We start from the raw sequence: 13045 nt of genomic DNA on the forward strand, positions 1-13045 counted from the left end.
TGGTGTCGAAATCTGACTTGCCGCCTGGAATCGATACTGTGCCGATAGCGCTCTCTAATGCGATGGGTTCGACCTCTGTTACTTCCATGCACCCCCCGCTTCATACCACTCTATAATAAATTTACCCCACAGATGTAATCGTGAATAGTTGGATGTTCTTGGGCTCACTAGGGCTAGATGGTTGATCTCGTACCACAACTTGAAATGTAGTATATAGAATTCCTATGAGAATATAAATATTAGATAACTATCGTGTACCGTGGGAAAGATTTAAATCGTTAATCCACACATTGCATATCGCATGGTAGAGAATGGCAGTACTAGACGGAAGTTCCTAACGTATGGTGGCCTTGTTGGAATGGGTACACTGGCTGGCTGTGCTGGTGGAAGTAATAGTGGAGATTCAGACGAATGGACTCCGGATCAGAACGTTCGATTGATCGTTCCGTGGGGAGCTGGCGGTGGGACTGATACCGCTGTTCGTCAGGTGGCGCAACCGGCCCAAGAGTTACTCAGTGAAAGAGATATCAACGTTGAATTGAACGTAGAAAACATAACAGGAGCTAGTGGACAGAACGCTGCCACGACTGTTCTCAATCAACCTGCAGATGGGCACACAATCTTCGCCAACACGAACGTCATCGCACCATCGATTGCGCAGGGAACGGATGCGTTTACATTAGATGACTGGGCTGGCATCGCCCGAATGCAGTATGATACGACCTGGATCTTCGGGAGCGGTAGACAAGGGACTGGGTTTGGGGACATCCAAGAATTAGTCGATACCGCCCAATCGGAAGCAATTAGCTTCGGGATCTCTGGCGGGCTTGATAGTGCTGCATTCCCGGTACAATTCGCCCAAGAAGCAGGATTCCTCAATAATCTTGAGATTGTTGCCTATGATGACGCAGGACGGATGGAGAACGACGTTATCACCGGTGAGATCGACTGCGCGTACGGTGAATTGGTCGAGCTCGAGGGGCTCGTAGAAGAGGGCGAGATCGAACTTCTGTATGTGGGCTATGACGAAACTGTTGAAGGGTACGAAGACGTTCCGAACGTAGAGGACACCGGTTGGGACGCACAGTTCGGCACCCAGCGGGGCCTGGTTGTCTTGAACGATACACCACAGGAAGCTATCGATTTCTGGGCGGAGTTAGTACAGGACGTTCTAGAGACTGATGCGTATCAAGAATTCGAGTCAGCAAACTATCTCGACATTCGAGAGGGATATCTCTCTGGACCGGAGTACATGGATTCGCTACAGGAGATGGTCACTCTCTTTGAAGAAACTCTCTCGGCATATAATCCGTGAATGTACTATCAATAATACCTCAACCACAATGAAGATGATTTATTATGGAGGAACAGATCTGCTATGGTAATTGATCAGTTAGCCCAGGGGGCTTTGAATATCTTCACTCCTCTGAATTTAATGATATTTTCTATTGCCCTTCTAGTTGGGATGATGAGTGGAGCAATACCTGGGCTAAACGGAACGATGACTGTCGTGTTGCTCATTCCGCTAACGTACAGTATGGATCCTATTTCAGCGATCATGATGTTATCTGTGATTTACGTTGGATCGGTCTATGCCGGGTCTATTAGCGCTATTATGTTCCGGGTTCCTGGCGCACCAGAAGCCATCATGACCACATTAGATGGCTATCCAATGAATCAACAAGGGCGCTTGGAAGAAGCGATTAGTACCGCGGTTTTCTGTTCCGCTGTTGGTGGGATTGTCGGAGCAATCATTCTTATTTTCTTCTCACCGTCGTTGGCTGAATGGTCCCGAACCCTCTCAGACCCGGAATATTTCAGCGTTGTCGTCCTCGGACTCGCATTGGTTTCTACAATTGGTGCGGGCAACATCACGAAATCAGTCATCATGATGTCGATCGGGGTGTTCATTGCCACTATCGGGCTCGATCCGCTTGCTGGACAAGCTCGTTTCACCTTCGGAAACCGACTTCTACTGAACGGTGTCGAGCTCATCCCTGTTATTTTGGGCCTCTTCGCTATCGCGGAGGTACTGAAACAGATCCAGTCTGGCGGTCAAATGATCGGAGATGATGACTCTGAATCCTCCTTAACAGGCTCATTCCTTCCCCCACTACACTATTTCAAACGGTTCCGACGGATCCTTGCGTTCAATTCTATCACTGGGACGCTAATCGGTATCCTACCGGGTGCTGGTGCTACCACTGGCGCACTATTCGGCTATACGTTCGGGCAGCGGATCGTCCCTGAAGAGATCCGTGAACGGTTCGGGACCGGTGTTGCTGAAGGTGTGGCCGCCCCAGAAACAGCAAACAATGCCGCGGCGAGCGGTGCCTTCGTTCCCCTTTTCGCACTCGGAATTCCGGGAAGCGGGACGACCGCTGTCATCTTGGCCGCCTTCGTTTTGCATGGGCTAACGCCTGGTCCGTCGTTTATCGCCGACAACTCCTCACTGGTCTACACTGTCTTCGCTGCGTTACTCATAGCAAATATCGCGATTCTAGTGGCTAATAAATTCGTTGTCTCCCTGTTTTCCAAAGTCAGGGGCTTTCCCCAATCCCTACTGTTCGCGTTGATTATTCTCTTTTCTGTCGTTGGAGCCTTTTCCACACGGAATATCGTCTTTGACCTCTGGATTATGCTTCTCTTCGGTATTGTGGGGTATTACTTCGAGAAATACAACTATCCTGTTGCACCACTGATTATCGGTCTCGTTCTCGGTCCGATCGCAGAACCCGGCTTGCGACGAGGGCTGATCAAAGCAGGTGGTGATTTCGCTGTCTTCGTTCAACGCCCACTCTCTGCTGCACTCCTCCTGATAGCGCTTCTTCTCTTCAGCATCCCGTTACTCCAGGAGACGAACTGGGGGCAAAAATATCTCACTTTAGGAGGTGCTAATTAATGGCCCAACAAACAGATGCCCAGGCTGTAAGCAAAGAGGAGTCCAACACTCACAACAGTGGTATTGATGCACTTATTTCGATAGCGATCAGTCTTGGTGCGATCCTATTTTTGATTAATTCTGGCCAGTACGCTGGTGTCCGGACAGCAACAAGTGATCCGGGTGCTGCCTTCTGGCCTCGGGTCGTTCTTGTCGTCATCCTTCTCTCAAGCTTGGTCAATCTAGTACATATCCTCTCGAGAGACGATGTCGTTGGGTTCTCTTCGATCAGTAGCCCTCTCGTTGCGGGATTCAACAGCGTGAGTTCTCCATCCAGGTATTCAACTGAGAGCACAAAATATGCGGCTAGTATCTTTCTCCTGATTGGATATATCGCCCTTCTTTCTTACTTCGGATTCCTCATCACCACCGCCGTCTTCCTCTCGTTACTGGTGTGGATCCTTGGCTACCGACCCGTGTGGAAAGTAGCAGTGTTTGGGAGTGCTGTCTCCCTGTTGGTGTTTATCCTCTTTAGGAACTTCATGAACATCGCACTCCCGTATGGGGTAGGTATCTTTAGAGAGCTAGGTGTAATTGTTGGTGGGCTAATATGATCTGACATGTAATTCATTTCAATTGTAGCAAAAACACAATTAGTACACATCAATTCCCACTATTTTATATAGGTAGTCATGGTATGACGTACTATGCCAAGAGAGGTCAGAGACAGCCTTTACTGGATTCAAGAGTGTGGTGCAGACCGAAGTAACTTCGTCGAGGAGACTTCTGATCCGAACCCAGTCTGGTATAACGAAGACGAAGAATTGCATATCGGACAGTGTGCATACCTATTCACGGATGACCAAACACTGTTATTCGATACCCTGTCACCAGCGAGCTCCGATAGAATCATCGCCGTTCTCGATGAGTTGCTTGCCGGTGACGATCTGGATTACTTAGCCGTCTCACATCCCGACGTCCCCCATGCAGGAAACACTGCACGGATCTTGCGGGAGTACCCTGAGGCGACGCTTGTTGCCCCGAAATACGGTACTGGTCACGAACTGTATCACCTCGATGATGCAATGCACGTAGGGGAAGGGGATACGATCGATCTCGGCACCAATACCGTCGCGTTTCACGAAGCCACGTTCCTTGATGCAGCACTGCACATGTGGATGACGGAGACCACTACGAACACCTTGTTCCCAGTCGATTGGTTCGGATATCCACACACGAACAGTGAATGTGGCCTCTTTGCCGATGAATTCGATCATGCGATCACACCGGATCGGCTTATGCACTTTCACGGGCGGGTTCTGTTCTGGTATCAGTACGTCGATGTCGAGAAGGTAAATGCGGAGATCGACCAGCTTATTGAGTCGTATGATCCTGATCTGCTCGCTCCTGCCCATGGGAACGTCGTCCGGGAGAACGTTTCGGATCATATGCGTTTGATGAAGCAGGTCGTCCAAGACATCAACCAGGACGGCCGTGTGGGGGCGCTCGGGTGAGATAATGACTGTCAGACTTTCACACGATACGATCTGGATCAATGAATCGCACTCGGTCGGAGCGCATTCCGAGCACGTCTCTGTCTATCTGATCGACCTTGGTGGTGAATACATCCTCATCGACTCCGGTTCGTTCCACCATCGCGACTCGATCAAAACCGCGATTGACAGGGAGACCGATGGCGAGGGTATCGATGCCCTCATTCTATCGCACTCCGATTACCCCCATTCTGGAAACGTCGACGAGTTCCGTAACGAGTGGGACGACGTCGAACTCGTTGCCTCCTCCGGGTCCCCTGCGGTACAAGGACTACCCACTGACGCTCGGAAGTGCAGTATCGGTGGCGAGCTCGAGGTTCTTGGACGCAAATTCAGCTTCATTGACCCGCCGCTAGCCGATCGATCACATACGACGTGGATCTACGATCACGAATCGGGTATCCTCTTTGCAGCCGACGGAATGGGGAGTACCCATACAGCTGCCGACCGGAACAAGACCGCAGCGGAACTCGAGGGAGGAATCTCGTACGACCATATCTATGAGTTCCATCACGATACGTTGGTCTGGCTCCGATATGTCGACCCGAGCAAGCTCCGTGGTGCTATTGAAGACATCCTCGAGGAGTACCACCCGACGTACATCGCTCCGATCCACGGCCATCCAATTCCAGCGAATGCCCTCGATGAGTACATGGAGAAACTCATCAAGGCAGCTGATCAGATCGCCACTGAATACGAGGTCCCGGGCCAGACCTGAGACGACGGACTCATCAGAGTGCCTACTGGCGCTTCGTTCGGAGCCCGTAGCGTGACTTACGATTCGTCTTTGATGATCGAGATAACCGGGCTCTCCGAATTGAGAAGGATCGATTGTGCTGTACTTCCAAAGACAGCTTTCCCTGCGGGGGATCGTTTTCTCCCACCGATGACGATGTAGCGTGCGGCATGCTTCTTCGCATACGAAACGACATCCGAACTGGCATCTCCTACACGACCAACGGTTTCATACGGCCCTTCGATGTCTTCGGCGGCTTTTTCAGCCTGTTTCGCAGCGAACTCACGTATCGATTCCATATCAATCGCTTCGTCGTTCCGGTCGATGTTTTCTCTCTGTAGATTCCTGAACTCGGAGCGCGAGATGATATGCAGTATGTGTAGCTCGTCATCGAACTGTTTTGCTAACGTTTCTCCCTGTTTTACGACCTGTTTCGCATGGTCCGAGCGATCGACTGCGGCTACGACTACCATATGGCCCTCTTGATAGCCTCTCGTATAAAGGTCGTCTATAACTTATCCTGTATTATTTTGTCGACATCATCTTCGCATACGTCTTTCAGTCTATTAGAGACGACTACTGCCACTACCGGTTTGGAAGAACAGTCGGGGGAGGGTCATGGGTGACATAAATAGAGCCACGAAGGACTGTTCGACATCGGTCACCGACGAACTACCGTCGGGGGTCGTCATCGTGTACACCCCCTCGTTTCTTCTTTAAATCGAGAGTGCCCGGTCGACGGCTTCGCCGATCTCCTCGTGGGTGTCCTCGTCGAGCGAGACCAGCGGCGGCTTGACTTCGTCTGTGGGAATCACGTCTCGATGGACCAACGCGGCCTTCGTCGCCGGGGCGAAGCCGTACTCTGCGCAGAGTTCAAAGAGCGGCGCGATCGCCTCGCGCTGGAGGTCGGCCCCGCGCTCGGAGTCCGCGGTCTCGAGCAGTTCGGCGAAGACCTCGGGAATGACGTTCCCGAGCGCGTGGACTCCACCGTTCGAGCCCATCCGTAGTGCAGGCACCAACAGCGTGTCGAAGCCCTGCATCAACACGAACTCCTCGTTGGTCTGACGATCAACCGAGAGGAAATACGAGAGGTCGCCGCTGGTGTCTTTCATCCCCCGGATCGAGTCGTGTTCGGCGAGCGCGCCGACGGTTTCGGCGTCGATACCGTCACCGACGTACATCGGGATGTTATAGAGATAGAGCGGCAGGGCGCTCTCGTCGGCGACCGCCTCGAAGTACTGCTGGGTGCCTCCGGCGGCGTTTTGGGTGTGGAAGTAGGGCCCGACGATCGCGGCGGCGTCGGCGCCGGCGGCCTCGGCTTCCGCGATGCGTTCGAGGGTTTCGGGGACGCTCGTGCCGGCCGCGCCGGCGATGACGGACGCGTCGCCGGCGGTCTCGGCGACAGTGTCAATGACCTGGCTGCGCTGTTCGGGCGCGAGGCTGGCGAACTCACCGGTGGTGCCACAGGGAAAGAAGCCGTCGACACCGCCCTCGAGGATGAACTGGGTGAGCGAAGCGAGCGATTCCTCGTCGACTTCCCCGTCGTCGAGGGGGGTAACAATGGGACAGAGGACGCCGGTGAACGAACTGTCAAGAGATGTCATACATCATGCTTCGGTAACCTCGGTACAAAGAACTTCCTGTCCCGGTAACGCTTTATTCGAAGGGAATGGGATCGGCCTCTCGTCGAACCCAGTGGGTCGGGCTCATCAATCGAAGCATCCTCATGGTCTTTGAGTCTATATCACAGAAGATTCGATTAAAGATATGATTTGTAGAATAATATGATCTAATCAATTTCAGAAAATTATAGGTTGCGATAATCAAGGCAGGCCCGAATTGTCTGGCGTGGGAACGTCTGGAGCATGTTTATTTCGCGTAAGGCGTTCTTCTTCGATTCCAAAAGGAACTGCCCATCCTCAAAAAGGGCAGCTGCAGGGTCATGTTGTCCATAAAGATCAATCGCAGTTTGAATGAAAAGACGTAATCACCCATATGTCATATTTCTATTGTCATATGTATGAATTATTATAACTATAAAAACTGAAAGAAGTTCCGATACGAACTTTAACAGGCATATCCGTAATTGAATCTCTGTGAATATGAGTGAATTATTTCAATTCCTTAAGAAGCAGAGATATCATATGGTTGTCTGAATTATACGGTGTGGAGATCACCGCGTTTATGTTGAAACCTTCGTGAGTAACAGAGTTACTTATCAAGAAATTGCTAAGGGTATAGACACTATAGATAGTGACGAAATGAGTATAATCGTGCAATTGGCTATGTTTGCAACCTGCAGTGAGGGCTGAGTCCTTAGTGGCTGCCACCTTGTTCACCAGAGCTGTTTCAGGAAGGAGATTGCTTGTACAAGGTACAATCTAACCAGCGACCCAATTCCTCTTCAGAAATTATCACTTTCATACTATTATGTGTTGTATACTAGACTCGCATATGGAACGGGGACCGCATGACAAACTCCACGTGCCCGAATTTCGCACCGGCTGTTATTATAGTCGTGTCTTTGGCTGCTGTTGGCTCTGTCTGATACGCACTGTTGTCTCTACACTGGTTTCAAGTCTCAGACGGATACTTTTCAAGTGAGACAAGCCTTGTGCAACGATTCACGATTGCGAAGGAGCTTCGTTGTACAGGGACACACAGGAAGAACATTACCTACAACCGGACTGCCCGATCCGGGGTCAGGCCCTCACACCGACCCCGATGCAGTCTTGCGACCTCCACCATGACACAGCTATCTGGCAAGCGGTTCGATCGATGACTCGCCCTCAACACCTCCCGGGTCGGGGAGGTCAATCACGAACGAGAGGGGGAGGGCCGGGGGTGGGTTGCGGGCGGCCGTGAATCAGTCGGGCCGCACTAACTCTTACAGACACAATTATATTAATTACTAGGTGGATAGGAGAAATACTTGCCTTAATAATATAACAAAACACCATACGAAGAGCGGTACAAGACCAATCAGGTGTGCAAAGCGGGCCCGAACGCGATGTACTCCATACAGAGTGCGAACACCCCTACATCCTCCTTCCGGTCGCCCTGTATCCTTTCTCTACCGTTATAACCGCCGCTCACGCTGTTAGTAAGATCCCACCGCCGTCGGTGATTGATAATAGCCCGTGAGCAATCGCCACTCTCCCCTCATAGTCTCTATCCGACTGAGTGTGAAACGCAGACTCCCGGCTCTGAGGCCATAGCCGGGAGCGGAAGGGGTGACCCTCCCATGCAATAGTAACTGTAAAGACATATTAGTTATTTGGTGAATAACGAGCGTTCGGACGACCCTCCGTTTCATTTTCCTATTCCATTATTTCATAAGTGTCTATCATTACCATCGAATGCGAATACTATATATTCCCTTGGAGTGCTAATAGTCCCTGCACAGGCGTGGATACTCTCTGATATAGATACTCACCCCAGGTGCTACAATTCAGTCCCTGGGTGGATTCTGAAGAAGGGGTATGCACGCCTGAGCGACCGCAGTGGAGTGCAGGAGTCAACTATGGCCTCAGTCCTGCACTCTCATTTGGGCGTGAACCCTATTAGCTAGAGCATCCTGCTAACTATTAAATCTATCATGATATGATATATTAGTAACTTTTACTTGTCCTTTCTCCCTCTAGCCTTGTGCAACAGCCCCGTTCATCGCGAGTTGATCGTTGCACAAGGGCACTTTTCTCTACTTTTCCGTTGCTGCACCCATTCACCATTTGCGCTACTGGTTGTTCTATATAATTCTATCTGTTTAGCACCAGAAAAATTATATATACGCAGGTTGATGGATAGGGTATGAAGCGTCGACAGATGCTCATCGGAACCGGTGGCCTGCTCACAACTACCCTCGTTGGCTATTCCAGCATTAGCTTAGCACACGACGCTGAGGATGAGCATACGAAACCAGAAAAGAACGGGCACACAAAGCACAGAGATAAGGAGGAAAGGAGAGAGGACGATGAGTACGGCGGAATCCCTGGGTTCGATCGCGAGGAGTTCGAGCTCGATAGCGACGTCCTCTCCGTGAAAGATCTCGGGTTCCACGAAGGAACACTCAAACTCAGCGTTATCGTTGAGACGACTGATGAAGACGTTCTCGCTGAGGAATTACGAGCCCTGGTCCCTGCGTTCAACCAAGCGATTCGTGAGGCGGATGTTGATGAGTTCTTCGAAGCGGTTGAGGAATTCAAATTCGCCCTTTACGACGAGTGTGACGTCCGGCGGGCCGCACTCTACCTGGATGTGGAGTGGCTGCGTGAGTGTCTGTTCGGAGATCTCACGACGGAGGAATTCGTAAATCGGATTCTCATGATCCTTGGAGCTGTCGAAGACGACGGCGGACCAGAAGGTAATAATACTGACTAGGTAGAAATAGACCAGCTTTTCACTTCGGGCAAGTAATTTCAGAAGAAATCCAGACGACATTTCCCGGAGACTGAACCCCATATAGCGTCATACATAACGCAGGGACGGTGGCTATGGACAGTATCGTCATCGCCGCTTGTACGGACCACGACTTCCACCAATCGAACGCTTGGCACCGAACTCGATGATCTGCGCGATGAGTTCGACTAACTGCCCTATCCAATCATGAACGCCAACCTACTGTTTGGCGGCACACCGTTTTAGCGTATTTTACTGAGTCAGCTAAGGAAGATTACGTTTTCAACCTACTGTGCCAAACGCTTCAGTCGAAATGAGTCGCTCGGACGTCTGACGCACTCCTAGCCGATCCCGCTCCGATAGCTTGCACCATGAAACAAATCACCGTCCGGCTCAACGAGGAAGTGATCTGATTTGATTATAGACTATTTTCCATTCTACTTAATACAATTTCTGTTATAAAATCTCAACTCACCTTTAGATTCTAACCCGAATTGTGATCTTCCTAACACTTTCGCAATATATATCCGTTATGTGTTAAATTGGATATTATGGAAGAACGGGGAGAGACACGGCGGGAGGTGCTACGCAGCGTCTTCGGATGGGGAATACTTTCATGGATAATTTCTTCAATAAAACAACTGTTCGGGATACAGGACAGTAACGGAACGACGCAACCGAACAACAAACCACAACGTACCGATCAAGAGCCACCTGACGAACCTAACGAGGAAATTGAAGAATTAGAAGAAGATGAGGAACAAGAAGAAGAAAACTCGGGACCAGCCAAACCCGAAAACGGAGCCATCGTTTTTGTCTACGACGATGGGCCAATAACTGACTATACACAGGCACTCCCAGCTCATGAAGAGTTTGACGCGCCTGCGACTACTGGTATTGTGAGCGAATGGGTTGGGCGCACTGATTACATGGGCACTGAGGAGTTAGACGAGTTAGTCGATGCAGGCTGGGAGATCGCTAGTCACACGAAAGAACATCGTCCACTTGGAGCATTTTCACTCCTCAAGGACATCCATCCCACGGATACAGAGGTCTCGGCGAAAGGGTATCGACAGGGTCACCACGAAGGGAGTACAGTCGAAATCAGTGATGGAGAGACGAAAGTCACTCGAGAAGTCGCTGGACTTGGCGGAGCACCCGGTGAACGCCGCATTGCACTGACCGAACCAGTTGGTGAATCATTCTCCGCAGAGGACACAGAGATTCGCCATCCGGCTGAGACAATGCATGAGACGCTTGGCGACTCAAAGGACACGCTTGAAGAGATGGGCTATGACGTGTCAACATTGTTGGCACCGTATGATGCGTATTCAGGATATTCGGACTTGTTCGTCCCGGAATATTACGATGGTGTGGCGAACGCCCGACATGGATCCCGCATTAATGACCCTGCAGAGTACAACCCATATGAGACCAAACGAGATTATTTCATTGAGTTCACGACGGAGACGGCAGTCAAGCGAGATTTAGATGAGATTGCTGAGGAGGCTCTTCTTGGCGTTTTTGGGGCACACACAGTCAAAAAGAAGGTGAATGAAGACTCAATCAGGCAGATACTTGAGTGGGTCGAGGAACGCGAGATCGAAGTTCTGACGCTTCGTGAGGCGATATCGATCTACGCCGACGAGTCTGAAACGGCAACCAGTCATCACTAGCTTTCTTTCTTAAAAACAGATAGGTGGGAAAATTATTGTGATTTCTGCAATGGAAGACGTGTACGATAAGAAATCAGACAATCATGCGAGAACCGTCTATTGGTTAGTGTTCTCAAGCGCTTGCAGGTCCTCAAGCAGGCCGAAAGCGGAGTCAGAGTGCGTAGAAAGGGCTGGTATCGCTCCTCTCTGAATAGCACTCTCGGAAACGATTCCTCGCCATTGAACATCGCGTATCGATATCCAAACACTGATGTGTATTTTTAATTGCATATAAATATGACAGTCATGACTCGACGGCGAGAGCTACTGGGATGTATCGGCGTTGTGCTGACCGGGTTGGTGGGCTGTACCGACCAAACAGAGGAGGGCGACGAGGGATTACCCGGCCTCCCCGCCGAGGCGACTGAGATCAGGCCGACGGGGGAGAGCGAGGAGACCAAGAGCGAACCCGAGGCGCCACCGACGTGGGATGAGACGATCCCCACGTACCCCTATCCGGAAACCGGCGTGGGGCCACTGACTCCGGAGCCCGATCCGGCGGTCGACAATCCGGTGTTGACTGCCGAGAACGTGACGGATCTTGACGAGCCACTTTTCGTCGCGGACCCGTTTCTGTTCGTCGAAGACGGTGAGTGGCACATGTTCCTTGAGGCCGTCGAGGCTGGCGTTGGTGGAGTAATTTCCTATGCGAGTAGCCCGGACGGCGGCGTTTCGTGGGAATACGAGGAGGTCGTCCTCGAGACTGACTGGCACCTCTCTTTCCCGTACGTGTTCAAGTGGGACGGTGAGTATTACATGACGACCGAGGAAGGACGCGATGACGCCGTCGTCCCTCTCTACCGGGCCGAAGAGTTCCCGACCGAGTGGACCGATGTCGGACCCATACGATCCCGCCGAATTCGGCCACGGCGTGACTGACCACGTATTCTTCCGGTGGAAGGACCGCTGGTGGTCGATTGCCGGTGACGCGAACGAGGATGCCTATGCATACTACAGCGATGACCTCGACGGCGACTGGACGGCCTACGACGCCAACCCGGTGATCGAGGGACGACCCGATGCTTCACGACCTGGCGGTCGGCCGATCGTGACCGATGAGGGGATCATGATGTTCTACCAGGCGACTGCGCAGTTTTACGGAGAGTCACTCTCAGCCTACCATATCACCGACCTTACCCCCGTGACCTTCGAGCAGGACCGAGATCCAACCTCGCCGCTGCTGGAGGGGACTGCCGAAGAGGAAAGCGAGGACCCATCGTGGAATTCCCTACGGATGCACCATTATGACCCGTGGTATCGCGGCGAGGGCGGCGGATGGCGTGCCGCTGTCGATGGCGGTGCTCGGGGGATGGATGGGCCAAACTGGGCGATCGGTATCTACCAAATTCCTGAAGGGTGACGGTGAGTCGTCTCCCGGACTAAAGCCAAGATCAACGGGCACCTCACTGACAATAGGATATTCTACTACTTTCAGGATACCAATGGCGAGGATCATGGTAGCTGGCTCTTGGAAGATGCTTTGAGGACGTCCCTAGGACCCAATTCGTATTTTCTTATTCATTCGGTCCACACACCGACTCTTCGACAGAGAGCGACCGACTATCCGTTGACACCGATGAACTCTGGATTCTCAATGGGCACTGATCGACCAGTAGCGCGGGTTATAAGACCCTTCTAACAATGCGGATGTGGCACTATGATAGAAATGGGACGCCCCGTGACGTGCTTCAACCACCAATGCAGTGCCATCCATCGGGGTGTCCTACTCGACTCTGGTGTGGACCTTCCAGTTGCCAGTCTT

Annotated in this window: 11 protein-coding genes; 9 read left to right on the top strand and 2 right to left on the bottom strand. The window is 51.5% G+C overall.

Annotated elements, in window-relative coordinates; all coding sequences use genetic code 11:
• Nucleotides 1-301: 301 nt before the first annotated feature.
• The 5 genes from HACJB3_RS16265 to HACJB3_RS16285 all read left to right on the top strand — a co-directional run bounded on the left by HACJB3_RS16265 (nt 302) and on the right by HACJB3_RS16285 (nt 5152).
• Nucleotides 302-1315 carry a Bug family tripartite tricarboxylate transporter substrate binding protein gene (locus tag HACJB3_RS16265; RefSeq protein WP_238532895.1) on the top strand — a complete coding sequence of 338 codons (1014 nt, stop codon included), beginning with the start codon at nt 302-304 and terminating at the stop codon, nt 1313-1315.
• A gap of 63 nt (nt 1316-1378) precedes the next feature.
• Complete coding sequence (locus HACJB3_RS16270) at nt 1379-2902, top strand: tripartite tricarboxylate transporter permease (protein ID WP_013199608.1); 1524 nt, start codon at nt 1379-1381, stop codon at nt 2900-2902.
• Nucleotides 2902-3495 carry a tripartite tricarboxylate transporter TctB family protein gene (locus HACJB3_RS16275; RefSeq protein WP_008414201.1) on the top strand — a complete coding sequence of 198 codons (594 nt, stop codon included), beginning with the start codon at nt 2902-2904 and terminating at the stop codon, nt 3493-3495. The genes HACJB3_RS16270 and HACJB3_RS16275 overlap by 1 nt, the downstream gene beginning before the upstream one ends.
• A 93-nt stretch (nt 3496-3588) precedes the next feature.
• Nucleotides 3589-4395 carry an MBL fold metallo-hydrolase gene (locus HACJB3_RS16280; protein WP_008414202.1) on the top strand — a complete coding sequence of 269 codons (807 nt, stop codon included), beginning with the start codon at nt 3589-3591 and terminating at the stop codon, nt 4393-4395.
• A 4-nt stretch (nt 4396-4399) separates the two neighbouring features.
• Nucleotides 4400-5152 carry an MBL fold metallo-hydrolase gene (locus tag HACJB3_RS16285; protein ID WP_238532896.1) on the top strand — a complete coding sequence of 251 codons (753 nt, stop codon included), beginning with the start codon at nt 4400-4402 and terminating at the stop codon, nt 5150-5152.
• A gap of 56 nt (nt 5153-5208) precedes the next feature.
• Here the strand turns inward: HACJB3_RS16285 and HACJB3_RS16290 are convergent, their stop codons facing one another.
• Both HACJB3_RS16290 and HACJB3_RS16295 read right to left on the bottom strand, forming a co-directional pair.
• The gene (locus HACJB3_RS16290) at nt 5209-5643 is read right to left on the bottom strand and encodes a universal stress protein (RefSeq protein WP_008414204.1); all 435 of its coding nucleotides are present in this window, start codon (nt 5641-5643) and stop codon (nt 5209-5211) included.
• Between the two features lie 243 nt (nt 5644-5886).
• Nucleotides 5887-6774: a dihydrodipicolinate synthase family protein gene (locus HACJB3_RS16295; protein ID WP_008414205.1), complete on the bottom strand. Its 888-nt coding sequence runs from the start codon at nt 6772-6774 to the stop codon at nt 5887-5889.
• Nucleotides 6775-8980: 2206 nt separating this feature from the next.
• Between HACJB3_RS16295 and HACJB3_RS16300 the strand changes: the two genes are divergently transcribed.
• From HACJB3_RS16300 to HACJB3_RS20825, 4 genes are all read left to right on the top strand, one after another.
• Nucleotides 8981-9550 (top strand): hypothetical protein, encoded by a 570-nt coding sequence (locus tag HACJB3_RS16300; RefSeq protein WP_238532897.1) that lies wholly within the window; start codon nt 8981-8983, stop codon nt 9548-9550.
• 569 nt (nt 9551-10119) lie between these two features.
• Nucleotides 10120-11244 carry a polysaccharide deacetylase family protein gene (locus tag HACJB3_RS16305; protein WP_049934665.1) on the top strand — a complete coding sequence of 375 codons (1125 nt, stop codon included), beginning with the start codon at nt 10120-10122 and terminating at the stop codon, nt 11242-11244.
• Between the two features lie 276 nt (nt 11245-11520).
• Nucleotides 11521-12162, top strand: coding sequence for a glucosamine inositolphosphorylceramide transferase family protein (locus HACJB3_RS20820; protein WP_238532898.1), 642 nt, complete (start codon nt 11521-11523; stop codon nt 12160-12162).
• A complete protein-coding gene (locus HACJB3_RS20825) occupies nt 12155-12643 on the top strand; it encodes a glucosamine inositolphosphorylceramide transferase family protein (RefSeq protein WP_238532899.1) in 489 nt (162 codons plus the stop codon). Before HACJB3_RS20820 ends, HACJB3_RS20825 begins: the two co-directional genes overlap by 8 nt.
• Nucleotides 12644-13045 lie beyond the last annotated feature (402 nt).

This window comes from Halalkalicoccus jeotgali B3, assembly GCF_000196895.1.
GTDB lineage: Archaea > Halobacteriota > Halobacteria > Halobacteriales > Halalkalicoccaceae > Halalkalicoccus > Halalkalicoccus jeotgali.